This is a genomic window from Microbacterium sp. CSI-V (genome assembly GCF_001984105.1).
Classification (GTDB): domain Bacteria; phylum Actinomycetota; class Actinomycetes; order Actinomycetales; family Microbacteriaceae; genus Microbacterium.
This window is the reverse complement of record NZ_MTQM01000008.1, coordinates 578,814-604,422: the sequence shown is the minus strand read 5'-3', so window position 1 is coordinate 604,422 and position 25,609 is coordinate 578,814. Positions and strand designations below refer to the sequence as shown.

19 protein-coding genes are annotated in these 25,609 nt (G+C 69.4%); 5 read left to right on the top strand and 14 right to left on the bottom strand.

Features of this window, described 5'->3' with window-relative positions:
* Nucleotides 1–37: 37 nt before the first annotated feature.
* Both CSIV_RS09390 and CSIV_RS09385 read right to left on the bottom strand, forming a co-directional pair.
* Nucleotides 38–6,541, bottom strand: coding sequence for a DUF3320 domain-containing protein (locus CSIV_RS09390; protein WP_077051109.1), 6,504 nt, complete (start codon nucleotides 6,539–6,541; stop codon nucleotides 38–40).
* 540 nt (nucleotides 6,542–7,081) lie between these two features.
* On the bottom strand, nucleotides 7,082–7,603 hold the full coding sequence (locus CSIV_RS09385; protein ID WP_238592356.1) for an MmyB family transcriptional regulator: 522 nt from the start codon (nucleotides 7,601–7,603) through the stop codon (nucleotides 7,082–7,084).
* Nucleotides 7,604–7,949: 346 nt separating this feature from the next.
* Here CSIV_RS09385 and CSIV_RS09380 point away from each other — a divergent pair, with 346 nt between their 5' ends.
* The gene (locus tag CSIV_RS09380) at nucleotides 7,950–9,326 is read left to right on the top strand and encodes a hypothetical protein (RefSeq protein ID WP_077051108.1); all 1,377 of its coding nucleotides are present in this window, start codon (nucleotides 7,950–7,952) and stop codon (nucleotides 9,324–9,326) included.
* Between the two features lie 327 nt (nucleotides 9,327–9,653).
* Here CSIV_RS09380 and CSIV_RS09375 read toward each other — a convergent pair whose 3' ends face one another.
* On the bottom strand, nucleotides 9,654–10,400 hold the full coding sequence (locus tag CSIV_RS09375; protein WP_077051395.1) for an alpha/beta hydrolase: 747 nt from the start codon (nucleotides 10,398–10,400) through the stop codon (nucleotides 9,654–9,656).
* 186 nt (nucleotides 10,401–10,586) lie between these two features.
* On the opposite strand from CSIV_RS09375, the gene CSIV_RS09370 reads away from it, so the two are divergent.
* Nucleotides 10,587–11,165 carry a hypothetical protein gene (locus CSIV_RS09370; RefSeq protein WP_077051394.1) on the top strand — a complete coding sequence of 193 codons (579 nt, stop codon included), beginning with the start codon at nucleotides 10,587–10,589 and terminating at the stop codon, nucleotides 11,163–11,165.
* A 198-nt stretch (nucleotides 11,166–11,363) separates the two neighbouring features.
* On the opposite strand, the gene CSIV_RS09365 is transcribed toward CSIV_RS09370, so the two are convergent.
* From CSIV_RS09365 to dnaB, 3 genes are all read right to left on the bottom strand, one after another.
* Nucleotides 11,364–11,921, bottom strand: coding sequence for a cyclophilin-like fold protein (locus CSIV_RS09365; RefSeq protein WP_238592355.1), 558 nt, complete (start codon nucleotides 11,919–11,921; stop codon nucleotides 11,364–11,366).
* A gap of 143 nt (nucleotides 11,922–12,064) precedes the next feature.
* Nucleotides 12,065–12,760, bottom strand: a complete 696-nt coding sequence (locus CSIV_RS09360) for a Type 1 glutamine amidotransferase-like domain-containing protein (RefSeq protein WP_077051106.1) — start codon at nucleotides 12,758–12,760, stop codon at nucleotides 12,065–12,067.
* A 28-nt stretch (nucleotides 12,761–12,788) separates the two neighbouring features.
* A complete protein-coding gene (gene dnaB, locus CSIV_RS09355; RefSeq protein ID WP_083735083.1) occupies nucleotides 12,789–14,159 on the bottom strand; it encodes a replicative DNA helicase in 1,371 nt (456 codons plus the stop codon).
* Between the two features lie 603 nt (nucleotides 14,160–14,762).
* Here dnaB and CSIV_RS09350 point away from each other — a divergent pair.
* Both CSIV_RS09350 and CSIV_RS18570 read left to right on the top strand, forming a co-directional pair.
* Entirely contained in the window at nucleotides 14,763–15,797 is a 1,035-nt protein-coding gene (locus CSIV_RS09350) for a hypothetical protein (RefSeq protein ID WP_077051104.1), read from the top strand.
* 81 nt (nucleotides 15,798–15,878) lie between these two features.
* Nucleotides 15,879–17,405 (top strand): chaplin family protein, encoded by a 1,527-nt coding sequence (locus CSIV_RS18570; protein ID WP_077051103.1) that lies wholly within the window; start codon nucleotides 15,879–15,881, stop codon nucleotides 17,403–17,405.
* 259 nt (nucleotides 17,406–17,664) lie between these two features.
* Here CSIV_RS18570 and CSIV_RS09340 read toward each other — a convergent pair whose 3' ends face one another.
* The 6 genes from CSIV_RS09340 to rpsF form a co-directional block, all read right to left on the bottom strand.
* On the bottom strand, nucleotides 17,665–18,096 hold the full coding sequence (locus tag CSIV_RS09340; RefSeq protein ID WP_077051102.1) for a cupin domain-containing protein: 432 nt from the start codon (nucleotides 18,094–18,096) through the stop codon (nucleotides 17,665–17,667).
* The gene (locus CSIV_RS09335) at nucleotides 18,089–19,414 is read right to left on the bottom strand and encodes an amidohydrolase family protein (RefSeq protein WP_077051101.1); all 1,326 of its coding nucleotides are present in this window, start codon (nucleotides 19,412–19,414) and stop codon (nucleotides 18,089–18,091) included. Before CSIV_RS09335 ends, CSIV_RS09340 begins: the two co-directional genes overlap by 8 nt.
* Nucleotides 19,415–19,744: 330 nt before the next feature.
* A complete protein-coding gene (gene rplI / locus CSIV_RS09330; RefSeq protein WP_077051100.1) occupies nucleotides 19,745–20,197 on the bottom strand; it encodes a 50S ribosomal protein L9 in 453 nt (150 codons plus the stop codon).
* A gap of 10 nt (nucleotides 20,198–20,207) precedes the next feature.
* Nucleotides 20,208–20,462 carry a 30S ribosomal protein S18 gene (rpsR, locus tag CSIV_RS09325; protein WP_055832386.1) on the bottom strand — a complete coding sequence of 85 codons (255 nt, stop codon included), beginning with the start codon at nucleotides 20,460–20,462 and terminating at the stop codon, nucleotides 20,208–20,210.
* Between the two features lie 101 nt (nucleotides 20,463–20,563).
* Nucleotides 20,564–21,073 (bottom strand): single-stranded DNA-binding protein, encoded by a 510-nt coding sequence (locus CSIV_RS09320; protein ID WP_077051099.1) that lies wholly within the window; start codon nucleotides 21,071–21,073, stop codon nucleotides 20,564–20,566.
* A gap of 5 nt (nucleotides 21,074–21,078) precedes the next feature.
* On the bottom strand, nucleotides 21,079–21,471 hold the full coding sequence (rpsF, locus tag CSIV_RS09315; RefSeq protein ID WP_022879872.1) for a 30S ribosomal protein S6: 393 nt from the start codon (nucleotides 21,469–21,471) through the stop codon (nucleotides 21,079–21,081).
* Between the two features lie 178 nt (nucleotides 21,472–21,649).
* Here rpsF and CSIV_RS09310 point away from each other — a divergent pair, with 178 nt between their 5' ends.
* On the top strand, nucleotides 21,650–22,738 hold the full coding sequence (locus CSIV_RS09310; protein ID WP_077051098.1) for a hypothetical protein: 1,089 nt from the start codon (nucleotides 21,650–21,652) through the stop codon (nucleotides 22,736–22,738).
* 121 nt (nucleotides 22,739–22,859) lie between these two features.
* Here CSIV_RS09310 and CSIV_RS09305 read toward each other — a convergent pair whose 3' ends face one another.
* Both CSIV_RS09305 and CSIV_RS09300 read right to left on the bottom strand, forming a co-directional pair.
* Nucleotides 22,860–24,548, bottom strand: coding sequence for a dipeptide ABC transporter ATP-binding protein (locus CSIV_RS09305; protein WP_077051097.1), 1,689 nt, complete (start codon nucleotides 24,546–24,548; stop codon nucleotides 22,860–22,862).
* The gene (locus CSIV_RS09300) at nucleotides 24,545–25,609 is read right to left on the bottom strand and encodes an ABC transporter permease (protein ID WP_077051096.1); all 1,065 of its coding nucleotides are present in this window, start codon (nucleotides 25,607–25,609) and stop codon (nucleotides 24,545–24,547) included. Before CSIV_RS09300 ends, CSIV_RS09305 begins: the two co-directional genes overlap by 4 nt.

Sequence of the window (25,609 nt, the reverse complement as noted above, 5' to 3'; positions counted from 1 at the left end):
TCACTCTATCCGTGGTCCGAACCTCGGTCCTCGCCACTCAAAAGCGCGCGAGATACGCTCCCGACGGCGCGAGCTCGACCCATCGGGTGGCCACCGCCACCGACAGGGCTTCGGCGAGTCGCTCGGAGATCTGGGTCGTCATCCGCTTCCCCCCGAACAGCCGCAGTGCTTCCCGCTTGATCTCGTCTTCGCGCACCCCACCGCCGAGCTCGGCGACAACGGCCATCGCGTTCGCGATCTCCTCCAGAGCGACGGACTCGAGCGGTCGACTCTCCCCCGCAGCACTCGTGCGGACATCTCGCCAGGTGGCGACGTCAACGTCCACCGGCCAGACGAACTGCTCGTCACCCTGGCGGGTGTGAGCATCCGGGATGAGCCCGAGGATGGCCGTTGCCCGGCTCCCCGACACACGAGACAGTCCGAATGCTTCCGCCACCAGTCTCACCAAGCGTGCTCGCGAGATCGGTCCTTCTGAGGCGATGACCTCCAGCAGCGCAGCGCGAACCCGCTCAGCAGCGGATCGACTCGGAAGCGCGTCGAGCACATCCACTCCCCCAAACGGGGTGATCGGCCAAGGCACGAAGGGGCGGACGTGCGGATGCGTCGCCCCGACGGCTTCCTCGTCCTCCTGCCCCGTTGGCATTCCGGAACGCACGGGCTCGACCGGCTCCTCTGCCGCAGGCGTATCGAGGTCCTCGACCTTCGTGTCTGAAACAGACCGGCCCCCGGCCCGGGCGGCTTCCACCGCCGCGACGAGTCGGTCGGCCGTGGCATCCGGATCATCGAGCCATTCCGGCAGCCACACCCTTTCGATCCCCGGCCAGCGCATCAACTTCCCGAGGACATCGACGGGTAGGCCATCGCGATCCGCCACCGTTCGGCGCGCTCGCCAACCTTCTCCGTCGAGCAGGACGGCGATGAGCGGCTGAGCGGGGTCGGACGCGGATGCCAGCGTGAGATCGATGCGGAAGTCCGAGAGGCCGACGTCCGTCTTCACGACGAGTCCGCGCTCGCTCAAGATCGCGGCGATCTCGTCACGGTGCCGATCGATCACCGGCACGCGAGACGTGGAGTCATCGGTCGGTGCGACTCCGCGCGCGGCGAGTTCGAGATACGACTTGAGGTCTTTGAGCCCGCGAGCCGAGGTCTGCTCGGCTCGAAGCTCCGCGGGGTCGAAGCTCGCGTACAGCACGACCTGTCGTCGCGCACGAGTCACCGCGACGTTCAGCCGGCGTTCTCCCCCTGCGCGGGAGAGCGGCCCGAAGTTCAACGGGAGCATTCCACGGTCGTTCTTGCTGAAGGCGACCGAGAACAGGATCGTGTCGCGCTCGTCGCCCTGCACGCTCTCGAGGTTCTTCACGAACAATCCGTCGCGCTCGTCGAGCGCGCGACCGATGCGTTCATCCGAGGCGTCGCGCAGCATGTTGTCGATGAGGTCGCGCTGCTGAACGTTGAACGTGATGATGCCGATTGACGGAGCGGTGTCGCCGGCGGCGGCGAACCGTCGGATCACCTCGTCGACGATCGTCTGCGCTTCGACGCGATTCGTCCGGAGCACCCCGCGCCCGCCCGAACGTTCGAACCGACCGTCGACGCGCACGAGCGACAGCCCGTAGTCGGGCTTCGACGCGGCGAGCGCCCCGGGTGCCGATGCGGAGAAGTCGCGCAACGGCGCCGGAAACGACGACAAGCGGCTCTCGTAGTACTGGTGGTTGCTGAAGGCGATGAGCGCCTCGTCCTGGCTGCGGTAGTGCCACGACAGCCACTTACTCGGAACCCGCGCTTGTGTGCACTCCGTGAGGATGGACTCCTCATCTGCGACGAGGCCCGTATCCGCCTCAGCCTCGTCGACGTCGGCCGTCACCTCCGCGAAGGTCGACGGAGGCATCTGCTTGGAGTCCCCGACCACCACGACGGAACGCGCTCGTCCCATCGCTCCCACGGCATCCGCGACACGGATCTGCGAAGCCTCGTCGAACACCACGACGTCGAACATCCCGGCGCGGGCGGGGAAGAACCGGGCGACCGATTCCGGGCTCATGAGCATGCAGGGCGTGATCTGGGTGATCAGATCGCCGTACTTGTCCATGAGCGTCCGCACGCTGTCCCCACCGCGCTGTCGCGAGAGCTGACGTTTCAGCGCACCCATGTCGCCGCCGTCGTACTTCGGGTCGAATCGCCGCTGAGACAGGATGTCAGCGGGCAGGGCCCGCGGAAGCTCGCTGCGGATGGCAGCCGAACTCGTCGCGAACCGCCCGATCGTCCGGTTGTGCGCGGCGGGATCGAAGTCGTTCAGTGCGGTAGCGTCCTCGCGTTCGCCGAGGGACGCCGACGCGACACCCTTGTCGAAGGCGAGCGCCGCGTCGTCGGCACGGACGCGCCCGGCCAGGATGGCCTCTCGCGCCTTGTTCATCCCATGGCGCCGCAGAGGTTCCACGTGCCGGAGCAGGTCGACCCAGCGGCCGAGAGTGACCGGTTCGGTCGTCGCCAGGTTGCGCCCCGTACGAGTGCGTTCCCACGTGGACGCGATTCCCTCATCCCCGGCCCAGACACCGAGCTGGTCACGTGACGCGCCGCCGGTAGACGCGACGCCCGCCGCAGCTGCCAGTGCTCGCCACGCCGTGGCGAGCGTCGCGTACCGCTCGGCGGACGCCGCATCGGGCGCTGTCGTCTCGTAGACACGGCGCAGGTCCGAGCGGAGATCTCCGGCAGCCGAGACATCGGAAGCGAGCGTCCTCGAGAGCCACCCCACCCACGTGAGGGCTGCCCCCACCTGCTCCGCCTCGCCAGGCACGTAGGGATTGAAGTCCGCGGGCGCAACCACGACGGGCTGGCGCTGCAGCTCACCGCGCAGCTCGTCGACCTGTGCGGCCGTCTCGGTCATGGCACCGGTCAGCGCAGAGAGACCGCGCAGGTCGATCGCGGTCTGCTCGACGCGCAGGTCGGTCGCGAACTGGGCCAGCACCGCACGCCGCCGCTTCTTGCGGCCGAAGAACGAGGACGCGTCCGCCGCCAGGGCGGCGGCGTGGATCTCGCGAACGTTCCGCGAGAGTACCCGCGGATCGACCTGAGCGAGCCATGCGGGCGGCTGCGCGGCCGCCGTTGCGAGCCGCCGGGCGAGATCGTCGATCGACTCGGGCTGGACACGGTCGAGGGCGTCGAGAGCATGGCGCGGCGCCCGAGCGACACCCGCCCACGCCTCCATCTGCTGGGGCCCGCGCACGCGAGACACCAGCTCACTCAAGCCGACGGCTGCGAGAGCGTCGTCGAAGGCGCGGGCCGCACTGTGCAGAGAGGCCGCATCGATAGCGGGATCGTCGACGAACCCCCACGGATGGGTGGCTGCCGGACGGGCCAGATCACTGACCGCGGGAAGCGCACGCAGTGTCGCGCGCAGCTGGTCGATGTGATCTCCCGAGGCGACCAGAGAATGGGGCACGTCCAGCGGCGGGATGTCCGTCGCCGATGCCAGCAGCTGCGATCGCGCCGAGTACAGGGACAGACCTGCCGCGTTCGGTTCGTGTACTCGCTGCGCGTAGCGCGACAGCGCGCCGCGACTGGACTCCGCCGCCTCACGCTGTGCGGACAGCGCGGCCCGATCGGGCCGGGCGGTGGCGTCGAGCGCCGCCCGGAGCTGCTCGCGCACGGCATTGGGTCGCGCGCCCTTGTCATGCAGGTCGAGCGAGAAGGAGCCGAGCCCGACGGCATCCAATCGGTCTTTTACGACCTCCAGAGCCGCGCGCTTCTCCGCCACGAAGAGCACGCGCTTCCCGGATGCCAACGACCGAGCCAGCAGGTTCGTGATGGTCTGCGATTTTCCGGTGCCCGGGGGGCCTTCGAGCACGAAGGTACGGCCCTCCACGGCCTCGACGACGGCCTCGAGTTGCGAAGAATCCGCGGAGACGGGAACCTGCGCCGAGAGCGCGTCGAGATCGACATCGACCGGCGCCGGGACCGCATCGATGTAGGCGTCATTGGGCGAATGGATGAGGTGGGTGACGAGCGAGTTCGTCGCGAGCTCTTCCCAGTTGTCGTCGAGATCCTTCCACAGCCGGAACTTCGCGAACTGAAGGATGCCGAGGTGCACAGTGTCCTCGACGACGAAGGGCCGCTTCGCGTCGACCATCGCCTGGCGCACCGCATCGAACGCCGCGCCGAGGTCGATCCCCGCGGCATCCGTCGCCGGATTCGCGAGCCCGGGCACCTCGATGCCGAAGCTCACCTTGAGCTTCTCGAGGAGGCAGTAGTTCGGCGTGGACGCACCCGCCTCGTCGAGGACGAGACGGAAGGACTGTCCACGCGACACGCTTTCCAACGTGACCGGGACGAGAACGAGCGGCGATTGCAGCTGCCGATCGTTGAACTCCCATCGCAGGGTGCCGAACGCGAGGTACAGGTTGTTCGCGCCGGTCTCTTCGGTGACGGTCTTCGCTTTCGCGGCCAGAGCGCGCAGCCTCGTCGTGTAGGCCGCCTGGGTGACGTCGGTCAGGTGCGCCTGCCTCTTATCGGCGAGGAGCGCTTCTCGATCGGCCGCGTCCCGGTCGCGACCGAAGCGGATGCCACGCTCTCGCGCGATCTCCGGAACGTCATCGGACGCGAGAAGAGTGACGCCCGCTCCTCCGTTGATCATGTCCTCGAGCCGACCGAGTGCGGCGCCCGGCACCGCGAGCTGATACCCGGCGCGACTCGTGAAGTTGATGAGGCGATTGCGCAGACTCAGATCGAGCAGAGCGTTCTTCCACTGCGCCACCCGCGGCGGAGCCACTGCGCGGCCCTGCGCATCGCGCTGGTCGGCGACGAACGGTGCCAGCACGCGGTCCAGCGGTCGATACTCCACGACGGTCACCTCGCCGTCAGGACCCACCGTGCGGCTGGGGAGCGGAAGAATTCCGTTCTCACGGGCTGCGCGCACATCGGTGATACCGAGGATCTCGTCGCGGCGCGCTTCGAGATACGGCTGGGGCGTTGCGCGGGCGACGTCGAACGTGGCGGATGCCGCACCCCCGGTCATCCGGGTCGTCTCCAGCAACGAGATCCGGCCCAGCTTGGCGAGATTGACCGCTTCCTCGATATCGGTGGTCGCGGGCAGACCGAGGCTGCCGTTCTCACGCCAGTACCCGAGGAAGATGTGTCCGTCCACCAGCCAGAGCGTCGAGTTGATGCCGACCTGTTCGAGCAACGCGGCGAGCGTCAGCGTCGTGTCGAGACACGTTCCGAGCCGCCCCTCGAGCACCTCCTGCGGCGTGCGGACCTTCTGACCACGAAGGCCCCAGCTCGCCGGAGGCTCCGCATAGCGGATGTCGAGTTCGCGCACGGCATCCCAGACGGCCGCGACCATGGCATCCACCCTCGCCGGGTTGTCGCTCTGGTAGCCGTCGAGCTCTGTGCGGCCGCTCGACTGCCCCAGCAGGTCCGAGGCGCGCTGCAGGACGGGCGTCAATACGGTCGCCTGCGGCTGGGCGAAGGATGCGAGAAGCTCGAGGCCGAGGTGCAGCTCCCGGGCGATCCACTGGTTCGCGGCGAGCACGTGGACCGGATGCCGATGATCGGCGATCACCGCGCCGCCCGGTCCGCGAAGAGTGAGAGTGATGGAGCCGGGCTGCTCCGTATCGACCTGCAGCATCGGAGCGGGGTCGAGGGACAGCAGGTCGAGCCCCGCGAGTGTCTTCAGACCGGGCGCGAGGTCGAGGATCACGACCTTGGGCGCCCCCAGGGAACCGTTGGCCGTAGAGGCTTCGATGGCAAGGGATGCTCCGCGGAGCTCGGGACCGGAGTACGAGACCCGCACCTCCTGCACGGGCACGATGCGCGCGTGCGCCATGGCATAGCTGAGTTCGGTGACCGCATCGAGCGAAAGACGCGCGCTCGACGCCGGAGCAGGTGGAGTCTCAGACGCGTCCGTCTCGGGCTGCTCGCGTAGTTGCCGGCGGGTGAGCGGCGATGTCGCCGCCGCGTCCGACTCGGTGGATTGCGGGGTGGTGGACTCCGTCTCGGCCGACGAAGGGAGTGGAACAGCCGGAGGCGCCGGGAGCCGCACGACCGGTAGGGCGGAAAGCGAGGCGCTCGGCGGTGGAGGAAGGGGGCGACCGGTTGCCCCACCGCTGAGTGCCGACAGCACCGCCGGCTTGCGCGCCGCGATCCGCTGCGCTTCGTCGGCCGCGCCGACTTCGCGAAGGAGCAACTCCGCCGAGTCGAGAGCCCGATAGGTTTCGGCGGGGCTGAACTCGACCTGGTGCGCATGCTTGTTGCGCACCTCGCGCATCTCGCTCGCCCAGTTCGCCGCTTGTCGCGAAAGATGCCCGTCGAAGGGGTAGCCGAGGTTGCCCAGTTTCTCGGTCATCACTCGCAGCATCAGCCCGACATCATTCGCATGATGATGTGCGGTAGGTCGGCCCGCGAGCTCGTCCTTGTGAGCGACGATCTGCACCCACGACGGCCCATCGGGGAGACGCTCGGCGAACACCCGCTCGATGAACGGGCGGAGGCCCTCTGCCAGGTCGTCGACGGACCCGCCGATGATCTGACGCGTATCGATAGTCATGCCATTTCCCCCTGCGCCCGTTGTGAATCGGCCGTGGTATCGGAGCCTAGGCGATCGTGAGCAGTTGCTTTGCGACGCAAGCTCCTCTGTGCTCGGCTCGCGGTCCGGCTATTGAAAGGGACGCCAGCGACGCGGCAGCTTATGCGGACCTCGGCCCAGCTAGTCGAATGGTGACGGTCTCTCGTCCCAGGCCGTCTTAGCCCGCGGTTCATGCGGCGCGGCTAGGCAGGTCACGAGTTGAGCATCCTCGAGTCCAGCAAGGTCCGCTTCGTCACGCCCAGCTCCCGCTCCAAGGCGTCAACCGCGGCGACAGCCTGGTGAAGAACGGTCTCGGGGGCGCGCCCGGTGTACCGGGGCCGAACTCGATACGACCACGGGTGGCGGCGACTATCGTCCGCGGTACGGCCTATCGACGCAGAAGGCCATGGACTCGACATCCCGGAGCGAATCGGGCTTGTGACGTTCGCGCCCCGGTCAGAGTGGTCTTGATCGAGCAGCTCCGAGGTGGGGCGTGACATCCATTCGCCCAACACCGCGCCCTCAGGCGAGCAGCGCAAGCGCGTCCGCTGCTGCACTCCCCGCCGCCGCCGCGTGCGTCAGCAGCCGCTGGCCGTTGCTGTCGGGCAGGTGCAGCACCTCGTGATGCAGGTCCAGGTCGCCCACCTGCGAGTGCTGCAACCGCTTCGTTCCGCTCGAACACAGCCGCACGTCGTGCTTCGCCCACAGGCGTGCGAACTCCCGACTGTTCATCGACAACTCCCCCACGAGCTCGGCGAGCGCGCGATCGTCCGGATACTGCCCCGCCACATACCGCAGCGACGCGACCGCCGACGCCGCCTCGTCCGCCCAGTCGCGATGCAGCTCACGCGTGTGCCGGTCGAGGAACAGCAGCCGCATCTGGTTCGGACGCGTCGCCGGATCATCCGGATCCGTGAACGCCAGATGCCCCGCCACCAGCGCATGCCCCAGCGGATTCCACGCCAACACGTCATTCCGCCGCCCCAGCAGCAACGCCGGCACCGTCGGCATCGACGCGAGCAGCACCGGCCCCTCGACACCCATTGACCTGACGTTGCGCCGACAGCCGATCAAGGCCGACGCATCCCTACCGCCGCCTGAGTGAATGGACGCCAAACGTCGCTTGGCGAACCTGATGGCCAGAGGAGGTGAGTTGGAGGGTGCTTCGCGAATGGTGGCCCGCCGAGCCATCACCGTTGGCCAGCCCCGGGAGCACAGATTGCTCGCGAGATACCGCGTAGCCACGGCGCACGGGAGTTCGTCGGGCTAGCCAGTGTGAGCTTCACCACCAAGGCGCGAGACGCCATCGCGGCCCGGCGTTCACTCGGTAGTTCGGAGAATCGACCGTTACCGGTCATCTCAGCAACGACCTCACCCGAAAGGCACCGCCATGTCTCAGACACCCGACAACACCTCAGCTATTACCCCCCCTGATCTGAATCGCCGCACGATCCTGCAGGGCGCGGCCTGGACCATCCCCGCCATCGCCGTCGCCACCGTCGCCCCCGCGGCATCCGCCTCCACCGCCGCCGTCCTCGCCTTCAACCAGGCCAGCTATAACGGCACCGCCTGCAGCACCATCACCGGCGCCTACGTCACCGTCACCGTCGGAGGCGTCCCCACCGCCGGCCGCTCCGTCACCACGACGTTGAGCGACGGGTACACGTTCGCCGACGGAACGACCACGAACACGCAGGTCAGCGACAGCAGCGGCCGCGTGAATCTACCAGCGATCGACGTGCCCTCGCAGGGCAGCAATGGCACACTTGCGGCGATCTCCTCGGGGGCCGCCCAAGCCACTGCGACAGTGACTGCTCCGGCAGCCGCCAGCAAGCTGGTGGGGTTCAGTGCGAACAACAACGCCTACCCCGCGCTCCCCGCCGGCATCACCGCTGGCGACGTCGCGTGGGGAAGCCAGGGAAGCAACACCTACGCGTTCTTCGTCGGCAGCGACGGCTACCTCTACCGATCCGCCAACCAGGGCCCGTGGACCCAGACCTCTCCGGCCGGGGTCACCCACATCAGCAACACCAGCGCGGGCAGCCTCATCTACAGCACCGGCACCACCGTCGGCAGCAGCGCGAACAACAATGCCTTTCCCGCGCTCCCCGCCGGCATCACCGCCGGCGAAGTCGCAATCGGCACCCAAGGCGCCAACGTCTTCGCGTACTTTATCGGCAGCGACGGCTACCTCTACCGGAGCGCCAACCAAGGCGCCTGGACCAAGACCTCCGCCGCCGGAGTCACCCACATCAGCGGCACCGATGCCGGCAGCATCGTCTACAGCACCGGCAGCACCGTCGGTAACAGCGCGAACAACAACGCCTACCCGGCGCTCCCAGCCGGCATCACCGCCGGCGAAGTCGCATACGGCAGCCAGGGAAGCAACTCCTACGCGTTCTTCGTCGGCAGTGACGGATACCTCTACCGATCCGCCAACCAAGGCGCCTGGACCAAGACCTCCCCCGCCGGAGTCACCCACATCAGCAGCACCAACGCGGGCAGCCTCATCTACAGCACCGGCACCACTGTCGGCAGCAGCGCGAACAACAATGCCTTTCCCGCGCTCCCCGCCGGCATCACCGCCGGCGAAGTCGCACTCGGCACCCAGGGCGCCAACGTGTACGCGTTCTTCGTCGGCAGCGACGGATACCTGTACCGATCCGCCAACCAAGGCGCCTGGACCAAGACCTCTCCCGCCGGAGTCACCCACATCAGCGACACCGACGGCGGCAGCCTCATCTACTCCCTCGCGACCACTTGCTAGACCGTGCGCTCGGCCGCCACCAGGAGCGTGCCTTGCACCGCTCTACCGCGAACGTCGACCACCGCACGCGCTCCGAGATCACAACGCATGGCGAGGTAGATCGCGGGTCCAGGGGTGGCGGTCGGGTAGCTGGCCGTTGGGGAGGGCCGACCAGGTCAGGGATTCAGCTCGGGCGACCTGGCGCGTTCGTGCGTCCGCGGCGACACCCTTCGCCGCGGACGCACCGTCGACCGCTGCCGCGTGCGTGAGCAGGCACCGTCGGACAGGTGCGGCAGCGCGTGGTGCGAGTCGAGGTTGCAGGCACCCACACGACAGCCGACGTTGCTTTCACCCCTGAAGATGCTGCACGAAGAACCTCCCGGCATCCTCTCCCGCGAACGCCGGAACGCCCGTGTGGCCACCCATGTTGGCGACAAGCGTCTTCTCGCGCGAGGCGAACGCGTCGAACAGGTCGAGCGCTGACTGACGGTCGTTGCCCTCGTCGTCCCACTGCAGAAGGACGTGGATCGGGATGCTGATCCCCCGCGCCTCCTCCATCGTCGAGCGCGGCGCGTAGCTACCGGCGAAGAGCCCCGCGGCCGCGATGCGCGGGTCGGTGGCCGCGAGGCGGACGCCGATGGCGATGACTCCGCCGGAGAAGCCGACCCTGGTGCCGATCCCGGGCAGTTCGAGCACGGCATCCAGGGTGGCCTGCCAGTCGGGGACGGCGGCATCCACGAGCGGGAGGATGAGCCGGTCGATCACGTCGTCGCTCGGCTTCTCGCCCGCGGCGAGCGCGGCGCGCAGGTCGGCCCGAGCCTTGTCGGCGCCGGGCAGTGGCGGGCGATCACCGGTGCCGGGGAGCTCGATCGTCACCGACGCGAAGCCCTCCGCTGCGGCCGCCGTCGCGCGGGCAACGAGCCGTGTGTACATCTGGCGCGTGCCGAAGCCGCCGGGCTGGTTCAGGAGGAGCAGCGGCACCGGCGATGACGGGGTGGCGGTGGGTGGCATCCACAGGATGCCGGTGAAACCGGCGAGCGTGAATTCGCGCTCGAGGACGCCGTCGTCGAGCAGGGTGTGTGAGGTGAAGCGCATGGTCATGCCTTTCGGGAGCACGGGGTGGGGGTGCTCCCGGGCGACCTAGCGCCCGACCGTGACTCCGCCGAGGAGCACCCACGTCGATTCGTTCACGGGGACCACCTCCTCAGGCTTCAGCACGGATGAGTGAACAGTACTCCCGGGGCCTGGTCGATGTCGGCGGCCGGGAGTACGGTCGGCGCCATGAAACCGGACGAGCTCTTCCTCCATGCCGACGCCGCCATTCGCGAAGTCATCGACCGCATCGATCCCGCCGACTTCTCGGCCCCCGTTCCGAAGGAGTGGAGCCAGCTCGAATCGCCGACGCTGCTCGGCATTATCGGCCGGCACGCCTACGACGAAGCGTGGATCCCCGACGTGATCGCCGGACGCGCCGCCGCCGACGGCGACCCGTACGCCGACGCCGACCTGCTCGGCGACGACCCGATCGCCTCGTACGACGCGCTGAACGACGTGGCTACAGCGGCCGTTCGCACGGGCGAGTTCGCGGAGACGTTCCGGTTCACGTACGGCGACTACCCGGCGGGCGAGGGTTTCGCGCACATGGCGACCTACCGCGCGTTCCAGGCGTACGCGATCGCGAAGCACTTCGGCATCCCGTTCCACCTCTCCCCCGAACTGATCGACGGGCTCAACGAACACGTCGTTCCGCACGCCGACGAGTGGCGTCAGTGGGGCGTGTTCCCGCCGGCGATCGAGCCGCCCGCCGGCGCGGACGACGAGACGCGGTTGCTGTGCGCGGTGGGGTTCTGGGTGGAGTGACAGGCGCCCGCCCACCGCGGCGGGTGCGGCTTGGCTCCCTCCGAGGAGCACATGGGTGGGTCAGCTGCCTGCGGGAAGGTGATGCCGGTGTGCTCGGCGGAGGCGGCGAGGGTCCTGAGGCCCACCACGGCGACATCCGAGGGCAGACTCGCCAGATGAGCGTCGGCGGGTGCGGTGTCATCGCCGGACGCACCCTTCTCAGCGTGCGATGGCGATGGTGACCCGCTGGCCGTCGAGCAGTTCGATCTGGTCGACATCGGTGGTCGACCCGATCCGGGTCAGGGAGGCGTCGAACGTGTTGCCGTCCGTGTTGTAGAAGAACCCGAGGTTTCCCCAGGGCGTGTAGGAGAACAGATCCCCCACCTGGGGGTTCACACCTGCCGCGTCGGTGAAGTCCCACTCGCCGGTGGGAGTTGCGACCTTCTCCTTGCCGCCGAAGTCGGAGAATTCCAGCGTCATCGGCAGCATCGCCAGGAATGACCGGGTCGTGGGGGTGTCCTCATCGATGATCACCTCGATGTCGACGTCGCCGGTGGTGAATCGCACCGACGTTCCCACGACCTCGTCGCCCGTCTCTTCCGGCGCCGGAGTCGCGGCGGGAGCGCTCGTCTCAGCCGCCGGCGCCTCCTCGGGTGGGGAGGCCGACGTGTCGTCCTCGGGTCGACCTGTCGCGCCGCTGCAGGCGGTCATACCGAGTGCGAGCATCAGGGATGCCGCCACGGGCACCACCATCCACGGGCCTGGTCTTCGTGTCACAGCGTCCTCCGTCCGACCGCGGGAATACGTCTGCGTCCGAGTGAATCGGGTCGACGCGCGGGGTGGGAGACCCCCTCGGGGGGTGTATTGACAGGGACTCCCTCACGGCACGGATGCTCCCTAGTGTGGCGGGGCCCCGGATGCTACGCCCGTCCGCGCTCGCCCGGACCGCCGTCGAAGAACTCCCAGCGCCCCTCGGAGACCACCCGCACGTCAGTGCCGACCACCGCGAGAGCCGTCTGGTCGTCGATCGCGTAGGCCGGCCCGGCGATGTTCGCCGCCCACCGCCGTGCGTTCTCGCTGGTGTTGAACGACCAGCCCGGATAGTCCAGGTGCGGAAAGATCGAGAAGTCGACGAGGCCGAGCGTCTCGTCGGTGCCGTCCGGTCGCCACTCGACGAACTCGGGCCCGATGCGCGGTGTCAACACCATGCTGCCGCCGCTCACACCGACCCAGACCGTGTCGCGGAGCGACGGGAGAAGCGCCGCGAACCCGGACTCCCGCATCCAGTGCGCCAGGTAGACCGCCTCGCCGCCATCCACCAGCAGCACGTCGGCTTCGCGGACCCATGGCATCCACCGTTCCTCGCCGATGGTGGGCAACGCCGTGAGCTCGAGGACGCCGACCGACTTCCAGCCCAGATCGACGAGACCGGCCTGCGCGCCCCACCGGCCCGCGACCGTGCGCCACACGCTCTCCGGCGAGCACATCGGGTGTCCCCACTGCGCGGTCGGAACGACCAGCGCGCGAGACTCTTCGATCGGCCGACCGAGCAGCTCGACGAGCGCCGAACGAATGCTGTCGTTCATGATTCCGCCGGAGGTCAGGAGGAGCTTCACGAGTCACCCGATTCGGTCGGTGAACCGACTACATCCCCGGCGCCATGTCGGCGAACCGGGAGTAGTGCCCCTGGAACGCCACGGTGATCGTGTCGGTCGGGCCGTTACGGTGCTTCGCCACGATCAGGTCGGCCTCGCCGGCACGCGGCGAGTCCTTCTCGTACGCGGCCTCGCGGTGGAGGAGCACGACCATGTCGGCATCCTGCTCGATCGATCCCGACTCACGCAGGTCGGACAGCGCGGGCTTCTTGTCGGCGCGCTGCTCGGCACCACGGTTCAGCTGCGACAGCGCGATGACCGGAACCTGCAGCTCCTTCGCCATCAGCTTCAGCGCACGCGAGAACTCACTGACCTCCTGCTGACGCGACTCGACGCGCTTGCCGCTCGTGAGCAGCTGAAGGTAGTCGATGACCACCATCTTCAGACCCTCGCGCTGCTTCAGGCGTCGGCACTTCGCGCGGATCTCGACCAGCGTCATGTTCGGGCTGTCGTCGATGTACAGGGGCGCGTCGTTGATGCGACCGCGGGTCGAGGCCACCGTCGTCCAGTCGCGCGAGTCGAGCGTGCCCTTGCGCATGCTCTGCAGCGGGATCGATCCCTCGGCGCTCAGCAGGCGCATCGCGATCTCACTGCGCCCCATCTCGAGCGAGAAGAAGATGCAGGGCGCGTTCGACTTGATCGCGGCGGCGCGGGCGAAGTCGAGCGCTAGCGTCGACTTACCCATGGCGGGACGCGCGGCGAGCACGATCATCTGACCCGGGTGCAGACCGTTGGTCAGCTGGTCGAGCCCGGCGAAGCCGGTCGGGATGCCGGTCATCGACCCGTCGCGACCGCGAGCGGCCTCGATCTCTTCGACCGCGGCATCCACCGCCATCGTCAGGGGGATGTAATCTTCGGCGCTGTCGTCGCCCGACACGTTGTAGATCTCGGCCTGCGCGCTGTTGACGAGCTCGGTCGGGTCGCCCTCGCCCGCGTAACCCATCTGCACGATGCGCGTGCCCGCCTCGACCAGGCGGCGCAGCAGCGCGCGCTCGGCGACGATCGACGCGTAGTAGCCGGCGTTGGCGGCCGTCGGCACGATCGAGGTGAGCGTGTGCAGGTAGTCGGCACCACCGGCGCGCTGCAGCTCACCGGTCTTGATCAGCTCGTCGGTGACGGCGACGACGTCGGTCGGCTCGCCGTGCGAGTAGAGCGTGAGGATCGCCTCGAAGATCAGCTCGTGCTTCGGCACGTAGAAGTCGGGCCCGCGGAGCGTCTCGATGACGTCGGCCACGGCGTCCTTCGACAGCAGCATTCCGCCCAGGGCGCTCTGCTCCGCCAGGATGTCGTGCGGCGGGGTGCGCTCCGGCCGCGGCGACGACCCTCCGAGACGCTCGTTGGCGATGTCGGTGATCGACACAGGCACTCCTTCTCAGTTTCGGACGCACTCCCCCACCGGCCGATTCGCGCACAGGAAGCGCAATCGACGCATCGGATGACGACCTCGGGCAGCATCAAATCACCGACCTCCGACATCGACGCGCGTGAGTGGAGCGGGTGTGCCCGATGGGATGCACCCACGCTAAGGACCGCCCCTCCTCCACGCAAACAGCCCTGTGGATAACTCTGTGGACAGCTTGAGAGAAACGCCGCGATTGCTGTGCACAACTCCTGTGGACAACTCCGTGGATGATGTGGAAACTGTCTCTCGAAGAATCCTCTGATCTGGTGTTTCTCTCTCCACAGGAAAGCTGTGGGAATCCTGGTTGAAGAATGGGTTGAAGGTTGCTCGACTTGACAAAAGTGTGTGGACAACACGGGGGATAACTTCGCGGAACAGCTAGTGAGAACCGCGGCGGCTGTCAAGTTATGTTCACGTGCGGCGTGTCGGTCGGTTCCCCGGTCGACACCGCGTGGTAACTGGGCGTTCCCTGAGCCTCTGGCCTTCTCCGGGGGACCGGCGTAGAGTCGCCCGCCATAGACACGTCATAGGCGAGTGTCTATGGACTATGGGGAGTCAGACATGGATGCCGTGACCCGGCGAAGCGCGATCCCGGCGCTCCGCGTGCTCGGGTGGACGTTCGTCGCGGCACTGGCCTGGGTGTTCCTCTCCCTCACTTTCTCGTCGTCCTCCGCGTCGGCGAACGACGACTCCGGCTCCGGTCTCCTCGGCCTCGTCTCCGACACCGTGAACAGCACCACCGGGGCCGTCGGCGGCGTGGTCGACGACACCGTGGCATCCGTGGTCCAGGCGGTCGAGCCCGTGACGGCTCCCGTCGCAGAGGTCGTCCCCGCGCCCGTGAGCGAGCCGGTCCGCGCGGTCACCGAGACCACGGTCGACACCGTGAACACCGTGGTCGACACGGTCGACGACACCGCGGCGAGCGCCGTCGACACGGTCACCGACACCGTGTCGGACGTCGCCTCGTCGGAGGTCGTCGGAACGATCGTCACCCCGGTGGTCGATACCGTCGTCGCGGTCCCGGTCGTGGGCGGAATCGTCTCGGGCATCGGCCTCGACGACGTCGTCACCGGCGTGGTCGACACCGTCGACGGGACACTTCCGGTGGTCGTCGGAACGGCGCCCTCCACCGACCCGATCCTCCCTACCCTCCCGGGCGGCGGCTCGCTCCCCGGCGGGGGCATCGACCCCTCGACGCCGACGCAGACCGACCATCCCGCCGAGGGCTTCGTCCCGGCTCCCGCCACGGCATCCGCAGCTCGCCCCGCGGCCGTGCCGAGCGCCATCAACGCCACGGCCGCGCCAGTCGAGGCGCCCGCCGAAGCCTTCGCCGCGACCGCGACGGACAGCGTCCCGGGCCACACCTCTGCCCACGGCACGACGCCGCTCACCGAGACGCCCGTTGGCTACGGCCTGGGCGATGGCATCCCGGGTTCGGCTTCGGCATCCTTCTCGTCGGCAGCCGGCGGGCCCACCGCCGCGCGCCTCGACGACCGTTCCGGCTCGCCGACCTTCGTTCTTCTCTTCCGCAGCGCACTCGTCGACGACGATCTCCCCGGCGCTCCCACCTTCGCCACCGACGTCTCCCCTGACTGAGGCGGGCCGCGTCGTGCCCCGGCACGACAGACGGTCCCGCGCGTTCCGCGCACCTCATTCACAACTCAGGAGAGAACTCTCATGCGCAAGATCTACTCGCGTGCCATCCTCGGCGCGCTGATCGGCGGCGGCTTGGCCGTCGTCGGAGCCGGCATGGCCAATGCCGCGGAGACGTCGGGCACCGACGGCCTCCTCTCGGGCGATCAGGCGATCATCTCGGTCGACCTGCCCGTCACCATCGGCGGCAACGCCGTGTCGGTCATCGGAGACAGCCATTCCTCGGATGCCGAGACCTCGGCGCCCGCGTCACAGCCGGCGCCGGAAGCCAGCACCGACGGAGGCGACAGCATCCTCGGCGGCAACCAAGGCATCGTCTCGGTGGATGTGCCCGTGACCGTCGGCGGCAACGCCGTCTCGGTCATCGGCGACAGCCACTCGTCGGACGCCGACACCACGGGCGGCTCGGCCTCGGGCGGCTCGGGTGACGTCACCACCGACGGCACCGACAGCCTCGGCGGCGGCAACCAGGTCGAGGCTCCGGTCTCGGCGCCCGTCACCGTCGGCGGCAACGCCGTCTCGGTCATCGGAGACAGCCACACCGAGGATGCCACCACCACCGGCGGCTCCGCCTCGAGCGGCGCCGGCGACATCGAGACGGACGGCACCGACAGCGTGCTCGGCGGCAACCAGGCCGTCCTGCCCGTGTCGGTTCCCGTCACCATCGGCGGCAACGCCGTCTCGGTCATCGGAGACAGCCACACCGAGGATGCCACCACCACCGGCGGTGGCTCGGGCGGCGGCGTCGGCGACGTCGAGACCGACGGCACCGACAGCCTCGGTGGCGGCAACCAGCTGATCGCCCCGATCAGCCTGCCCGTCACCATCGGCGGGAACGCCGTGTCCGGCATCGGAGACAGCCACACCGAGAACGCCACCACCACCGGCGGCGGCTCCACGGGCGGCGTCGGCGACGTCACCACCGACGGCACCGACAGCATCCTCGGCGGCAACCAGCTGATCATCCCGATCAACCTACCCGTCACCATCGGCGGAAACGCGGTCTCCGGCATCGGCGACAGCACCTCCGAGGACGCCACCACCACCGGCGGCGGCTCCGGCGGCCTGATCGGCGACGTCACCACCGACGGCACCGACAGCATCCTCGGCGGCAACCAGCTGATCATCCCGATCAACCTGCCCGTCACCATCGGCGGCAACGCGGTGTCGATCATCGGCGACAGCACCACGACGGGTTCGGAGACCGGAACCCCGGGTACGCCCGGAACCCCGGGAACCCCGGGCACGCCCGGAACCCCCGGAACCCCGGGAACGCCCGGAACGCCCGGCACCCCCGGAACCCCGGGAACCCCGGGAACGCCCGGAACGCCCGGCACCCCCGGAACCCCGGGCATGCCCGGAACGTCCGGCGTGACCGGCTCGGTCGCGTCCGTGTCGTCGTCGGCGGCGGTGTCGTCGACGGCCGCGGCTCAGGGTTCGCTCGCCGTCACCGGAGTCAGCGGCGGCATGGTGTGGGGTCTGCTCACCGCAGCTCTGCTCCTGCTGGCCATCGGAGGGGCGCTGGTCATCCGTCGCCGCCTCACTGCCTGACACCCGTTGAGGAGGGGCTCCGGCCTCTCCCGACGGGGCACCGGATGCCGTGACTCATTGGGGGCATGGCATCCGGTGTCCGGCATGTCCGGCGTCGGCCGCCCGGTCGACGCCGCGACCGCGGCCACGCCCCGCACTGGGGAGGAGAATCGGCCAGCGGAGGAGCGAAACCCGCGGCGGCGTCCTCCCTCGGCAGAAACTCCTCCGCTCGCGCAGCGCGCGACGCCGCGGCCGCGGGCCGAACGCGCCGCGCGGTGCCTCAGTCGGCCAGGCGCCAGTCCTCGAAGCTGAACCCCGGCGAAACGAGGCAGCTCACGACCGCTTCGGCGTCGTCGACGAGACGCGCCGACTGCCAGACGCCCGCGGGGACGGTTGCCTGCAGCCTCTCCCCCGCCGCGAGGTCCGCGCCGAGGACGACCGGAACGGCATCCGAAGGCGCAGCCCCATCGCCGCCGAACGACAGTTCGAGCCGCCCCGGTCCGTGCCACAGCCACACCTCGTCGCTCGTCACGACGTGCCACGCGCTGTGCTCGCCCGGGGTCAGCAGGTAGTGGATCAGCGTCGCCGCGGGACGCGCACCCGCGGGGGTGTCGACCGCGTACGTGCCGGTCCACATGCGGCGGAACCATCCGCCCTCGGGGTGCTGCTCGAGGTCGAGCAGCCGGGCGGTGGTGGGGCGGTCGTCAGTCACGGGACACTCCGGTCTCTCGGGTGAAAGCGGGGGATGCGAAGCGCACCTCGCCGTCGATGAACGTCGCGGCCGCGCGCCCGGCGCCGTCGACCACGAGCCGCTCGATCATGTCGTCGGCGGCGGCCACGTCGACGTCGAAGAACGCGAGGTCGGCCACGGCACCCACGGCGAGGTAGCCGGTGCGCTGCGGCCCGGTGTCGAGTCCCATGGCGTGGGCTCCCCCGAGCGTCGCGGCGCGGAGCAGCAGCGCCGACAGGTCGCGGTGGGCGTAGCCCTGGTGCCGCGCCAGACGGTGCAGTGCGGCCACGTCGCCCAGCAGATCCAGCGACGGAGTCGACGACAGCGAGTCGGTGCCGACCGCGATCGCGTTGCCCTCCACGAGGTACGCCGCGACGGGCGGCTCGTCGAGTCCGATCACGGCGTTCGACCGCGGACACAGGGCCACGGTGGTCCCCCGCTGCCGCAGGACAGACCGGTCGCGCGCCGTCATGTAGACGCCGTGGGCGATGTGGCAGTCGGGCCCGAGCACGCCGAGCTCGTCGACGAACTCCGTCGCGCCCGTCCCGAAGCCCTCGTCGCGCAACGCCTGGAAGCTCGCCGGACGCCGCTCCCGCCACGGCAGCGCCTCTCCGTGCTCGCGCTCGAACGCGGCCTCGCCGAGGTGGATGTGCAGCCGGCTCCCCCGCTCGCGCACGATGTCGGGGATCTCGAGCAGCGGCTCGACGTCGAGCGAATACGGCGCGTGCGGCGACAGGCCGGTTCCGGGCGGCGACGGCAGCGAGTCCAGCCGCGCCTCGACCTCGGCCCTCCCCCGCTCGGCCCACGCGGCGTTGGTCCAGCTCATCACCTCCCAGTAGGTGATGCCGTGGAGCCGAGCGTCATGCAACGCGGATGCCGCCTCGACGTCGGTCACGATGTCGGCCACCGCGGTCGTGCCGGCGGCGATCATCTGCGCGGCGCCCGCCCTGGCATCCATCGCCCAATCCAGGCCCGACTCGTAGACCGGCTGGAAGGCCGCGGCCCAGTCTTCGAACCCTGTGTAGGAGCCGCGCCCGACCTCGGCCATGCCGGTGTACTGGAGGTGCGAGTGCGCGTTGACGAGGCCGGGCGTCAGGATGCCGGGCCAGTGCACCTCGTCGAAGTCGACGCCGCGCTGGCGCAGCTCGTGCCGCACCCACTCGCGGTCGCCGACGTGACGGATGCGCCCGCCGGCGACGGCGATCGCCCCCTCGACGATGGGCGGGGCGGTGATCGGGACGACGAGGGATGCCGAATACAGCACGACCCGCGGGCGCTCGGGTGCGCGATCGACGGTCATGCCGCCCAGCCTAGGGACGCGGTGTGACGGCCGCGTGTCGCGAGGCCGCGTCACCTTCCCCGTTCGGGTCGCCGAGCCGCGCCCCCCGACGCCGAAGCACAGCCCGTTTGGGGCGGATTCCGCGCATTGGGGCGCGAGATTCACGCCCCAAACGACGAATCGCGCCCCAAACCCCCAAGCAGCGCCGCCCTCGCCGAAGCACCGCAGCCAACGCCGCAACCGCAGCAACCCCAGCGCCCGCCGAAGCACCGCAGCCAACACCGCAACCCGTCCCGACGCAGAACGGCCCCGGCCCGCCGAAGCGGGACCGGGGCCGTTCTCAGACGCGAATTACTTCGCGGCGACCACCTGGAGGGTGATCACGGCGGTGAGGTCGTCGCGGAGACGAACGGTCGCCTCGTGCTCGCCCACCGACTTGATCGCCGAGGTGATCTGGATCTTGCGCTTGTCGAGCTCACCGAGACCGGCGGCCTTGACCGCGTCGGCGACGTCGCCCGTCTTGACGGAACCGAACAGGCGACCCTCGGCACCGGCCTTGACGGCCAGCTTGACGGTGTTCGACTCGAGCGTGTTCTTCAGGGCCACGGCCTCTTCGTGGTCGTGGATCGCGCGGGACTCGCGAGCGGCGCGGATCGACGCGACCTGCTTCTCGCCACCGCGGCTCCAGGACACGGCGAAGCCCTGCGGGATGAGGTAGTTACGGGCGTACCCGTTCTTGACCTCGACAACATCACCGGCGCTTCCGAGCCCGGTGACCTCATTCGTGAGAATCAGCTTTGCCATCGGGTGCTCCTTAGCGGCCGGCGCCGGCGTAGGGCAGGAGAGCCATCTCGCGCGCGTTCTTGATGGCGCGGGCGATCAGACGCTGCTCCTGCACGGAGACACCGGTGATACGACGGGCGCGGATCTTGCCGCGCTCCGAGATGAACTTGCGGAGGGTGGGGACGTCCTTGTAGTCGATGACGCCGACGCGGATCGCCTTCGCGGGGGCTGCGTTCTTCGCGCCCTTCCGCGGCTTGCGGCGGTCGCCAGTGGCCTTTCCAGCCATGCTTCCTTCTTTCGTGTGGATTCGGATGCCGGAGGCGCTTGCGGCGTCCGGGCTCGGCATCCGGAATTTCGGGGGTCGTCACGCCGTGAGGCGTAGCGAGATCAGAACGGGGTGTCGTCTCCGTAGGAACCGGGAGTGCTCCATGCATCGGCGCCGCCGCCCTGGTTCGACCCGGGGGTCGACCACGGCTCGTCGGAGCCCTGCTGCACCTGCGCCCGCTGACCGCCGCCACCGCCGCCACCCGAAGAGGCGGCACGGGTGACCTGCGCGGTCGCGTAGCGGAGCGAGGGGCCGATCTCGTCGACCTCCAGCTCGATCGAGGTGCGGTTGTTGCCCTCGCGGTCCTGGTACGAGCGCTGCTTCAGGCGACCGGTCGCGATGACGCGGGACCCCTTCGTCAGCGATCCGGCGACGTGCTCGGCGAATTCGCGCCACACCGAGGCGCGCAGGAAGAGCGCCTCGCCGTCCTTCCACTCGTTCGCCTGACGGTCGAACGTGCGGGGGGTCGACGCGATGGTGAAGTTCGCCACGGGCAGCCCGTTCTGCGTGTACCGCAGTTCAGGGTCGGCCGTGAGGTTCCCCACGACGGTGATGACGGTTTCGCCGGCCATCGTCGTTACTTCGCAGCCTTCTCGGCGGACTCGACCTTGCGGGGAGCGGCGGCCTTGCGGGCGGCCTTCTCCTCGGAGCGCTTCGCCTCGGCGGCGACCTGCGCGATGGCCTCTTCCGCACGGAGGACCTTGGTACGCATGATCTGCTCGCTCAGCTTCAGCTGGCGGTCGAGCTCCTGCGTGGCCTCGCTCGTGGCGGTGAAGTCGACGACGGCGTAGATGCCCTCGTTCTTCTTCTTGATCTCGTAGGCCAGACGGCGGCGTCCCCAGACATCCACCTTCTCGATGGTTCCCCCATCGTTGGTGATGACCTTGAGGAACCCGTCGAGCTTCGGAGCGACCTGGCGCTCGTCGATCTCGGGGTCGAAGATGACCATGAGTTCGTACTGGTGCGTCACTAACCCACCTCCTTCGGACTAGAACGGCTGACGGGCATTTCCCGGCAGCAGGAGGGTGTGGTGCACGTCGTCTCGGGCTTACACGCGCATGGGCGTCGCCAGACAACCTTCGTAGTCTAACGGATGCCACCCCGCAGCGGGAATCGAGGTTCCCCGCCGCTCTCGGTAGCGTGGGGCCATGAGCGGCTCGACGCGGGACACCTCTGCCCTGACGCAATCGGTCTCCCGCGCGGAGGTGCGGGCGTTCACCGCGCAGCTGCGCCGCGAGGGGAAGCTCACGAGCGTGGTGGTCACCACGGTCGGGATCGTCGTCGTGGGTGGCATCCTGCTCGTCGCGGCGTCGCTCATGGCCGCGGTCGTCAGCTTCGGACTGTTCGCGGATGAGGGGCGCCCGAATCCGATCGGCATCGCCTTCCTGCTGTTCTTCGTCGCGGTGATCGTGCTGATCGCGTACGCGCTGGTCGTGCTCTTCCGCGGCCGTGCGACCCGCCGCTACCGGCTCGCGCACTTCGCCGAAGCCAACGGGCTGACGTGGTTCCCCACCGTGCCGAAGCCCGACCTGCCCGGCATGATCTTCAGCGAGGGCCACTCCCGCGAAGCCACCGACGTCATCCACGGTCCGCGCCCGCGCTGGGTCGAGGTCGGCAACTACACGTACAAGACCGGGTCGGGCAAGAACGAGCAGACGCACCGATGGGCGTACGTGATGCTGCGGCTGGACACCCCGCTCCCCCACATCGTCCTGGATGCCGTGGGCAACAACGGCCTGTTCGGGGTGTCGAACCTCCCGACGACGTTCTCGCGCGACCAGCGCCTGAGTCTCGAGGGCGACTTCGACCAGCACTTCGCGCTGTACTGCCCGACCGGGTACGAGCGCGACGCGCTGTACCTCTTCACCCCCGACGTCATGGCGCGGTTCATCGACAACGCCGCCGCCCTCGACGTCGAGATCGTCGACGACCGCCTCTTCCTCTACGCGCGGCGCGAGCTGTCGACCCTCGACCCGGCGGTGTGGCAGTGGATTTTCGGCACAGTGGATGCCATCGACGAGAAGCTCGGCCAGTGGGCGCGGTGGCGCGACGAACGGCTGCCCGCGGCCCCTGCACCCGTGGCATCCGGGATTCCGCTGCTGACTCCCCCGCCCGTCGGCGTCGCGCGCGAGGGACGCCGGCTGCGCCGCGGCTTCTCGTGGGTCGGGGGCGTGATCGCCGTGCTGGCGATCGGCTGGTGGCTGTTCACCGTCATCTCCGACACGTTCCTGCGCTAGCCCGGTGCGCCGCGTGAGTCGCCAGAATTTGTCGCCTCCGCGGCTCGGCAGGCGACAAATGTTGGCGACTCACGCGAATGCGCGCGCGGCGCGTCCCGCGCGGCGCGTCGCGCGCGGCGCGTCAGCCGCGCGTCGACCGCCACAGCTCGCGGCGCTGCTCCTGCGCGACCGGGTCGGGCACCGGAAGGGAGGCCAGCAGCCGCTTCGTGTAGTCGTCGCGGGGTTCCGTGAGCACCTGCACCGTCGTGCCCTGCTCGCGGATCACGCCCTGGCGGAGCACCACGACGCGGTCGGCCACCTCGTCCACGACCGCGAGGTCATGGCTGATGAAGAGGCACGCGAACCCGAACTCCTTCTGCAGTTGCGCGAAGAGCTGCAGCACGCGCGCCTGCACCGACACGTCGAGCGCGGAGGTGGGCTCGTCCGCGATGAGCAGCTTCGGGTCGAGCGCGAGCGCCCGGGCCAGCGACGCGCGCTGACGCTGGCCGCCCGACAGCTCGTGCGGATACCGGTCGCCGAACGCGGTCGGGAGCTGCACGGCATCCAGGAGCTCGTCGACGCGCGCACGCGCCGCGCGGGCGCCGGACGCGCGCCCGTGCACGAGGAGCGGCTCGGCGATGCACTCCGCGATCGTGAGGAGCGGGTTGAAGCTCGTCGCCGGGTCCTGGAAGACGAAGCCGATGTCGGGGCGGGTCTTGGCGAGGGTGCGGGGCTTCGCCCCGCGCATCTCGGTGCCGAGCACCTTCAGCGACCCGCCGACGACGGAGGTGAGGCCCACCATCGCGCGGCCGATCGTGGTCTTGCCCGAGCCCGATTCGCCCACGAGGCCGAGCACCTCGCCGGGGCCGATCCAGAAGTCGACGCCCTTCACGGCGATGACGCCCGTCGTGCCGAAGCGTCCCGGGTACCCGATCTCGACCTTCTCGGCGACGACGAGGCTGCCCGCGGGCGGCGCGGTCGGCGCGGGAGCGGAGAGCGACTGCTGCGCGCTCTTGCCCCGACCCACGTGCGGCACAGCGGCGAGCAGCTCGCGCGTGTACTGCTGCTGCGGAGCGGCGAACAGCTCGCGCACGGGTGCCTGCTCGACGATGTCGCCGCGGTACATCACGACGACGCGGTCAGCGAGGTCGGCGACCACGCCCATGTTGTGGGTGATGAGCACGATGGTCGCGCCGAACTCGTCGCGGCAGGTGCGGAGCAGATCGAGGATCTCGGCCTGCACGGTGACGTCGAGGGCCGTGGTCGGCTCGTCGGCGATGATGAGGCCCGCGTTGAGCACGAGCGCCATGGCGATCACGACGCGCTGCTTCTGGCCGCCCGAGAACTGGTGCGGGTAGTCGTCGACCCGCTTCTCGGGGTCGGGGATGCCGACCCGGCGCAGGATGTCGACGGCCTGCGTCTTCGCCTCGCTCTTCGAGAGCTTGCCGTGGGCGCGCAGGCCCTCCGCGATCTGCCAGCCCACCGTGTAGACGGGGTTCAGCGCGGTCGACGGCTCCTGGAACACCATGGCCGCGTCGTGTCCGCGCATCGCGCGCAGCTGCGCGTGGGTCGCGTGGACGATGTCGGTCTCGTCGCCGTCGCGTCCGCGGACGATCACGGCGCCCGACAGCGTCGCCGTCTCAGGCAGGAGTCCCAACAGGGTGTTGGCCGTGACGGTCTTGCCCGACCCGGACTCGCCGACGATCGCGAGCACTTCGCCGGCGTGCGCCTCGAGCGAGATGCCGTTGATGGCCGCGACGGGCGCGCCGTCGGTGGCGAAGGTGACCCGCAGGTCGTCGATGCGGGCGACGGGCGCGGTGGTGCCGGTCATGAGGCGCTCCCCTCGGGAGAAGTGGATGCCGGGGGCCCGGCGGGAGCGGCGGTCGCCGAGGTCGGAGCCGGGGCGGGGTCGACCGCGGTGACGGGCGCGGGGGCGCGTCTGGCCCGGCGGCGTGTGCGCAGCCGCGGGTCGCTGAGGTCGTTGAGGCTCTCGCCAACGAGCGTGATGCCGAGCACCGCGAGCACGATGGCCACGCCCGGCGGGATCGCCGTCCACCAGATGCCGCTGGTGACGTCGCTGACCGAGCGGTTGAGGTCGTACCCCCACTCGGCGGCGGCCGTGGCCTCGATGCCGAAGCCGAGGAAGCCGAGGCCCGCGAGGGTGAGGAGCGCCTCCGAGGCGTTGAGTGTCACGACGACCGGCAGCGAGCGCGTGGAGTTGCGCAGCACGTGACGCAGCAGGATGCGCGCCGTCGGCACGCCGATCACGCGCGCCGACTCGACGAACGGCTCCGCCTTCACGCGCACGACCTCGGCGCGGATCACGCGGAAGTACTGCGGCACGAACACCACGGTGATCGAGATCGCGGTGGCGAGGATGCCGCCCCACAGGGTCGACTGCCCCTTCGTGATCGCGATCGACATGACGATGGCCAGCAGCAGCGACGGGAACGCGTAGATCGCGTCACACAGCACGACCAGGACGCGGTCGATCCAGCCGCCGAAGTACCCGCTGACCAGGCCCAGGAAGATGCCGAGGAAGATCGAGAACGCGATCGCGCACAGGATCACCAGCAGCGCCGTCTGCGCCCCCCAGATCACACGGGAAAGCACGTCGTACCCGCCGACCGTGGTGCCGAGCAGGTTCGTCGCGCTCGGCGCTTGCTGCGTGCCGAACTTCGTCCCACCCGCCTCCTGCTGCGAGAAGCCGTAGGGCGCGAGGATCGGCGCGAGCGCCGCCGTCAGCACGAACACGGTGGTGATGATCAGGCCGATCACGAGCATGGTGCGCTGCAGGCCGACGCTGCGGCGCAGGTGCGAGATGACCGGCAGGCGGTCGCGCAGCGGGACCTTGCGTGCGGTCAGGACCGCGGGGGTCGTGGCATCCGTCAT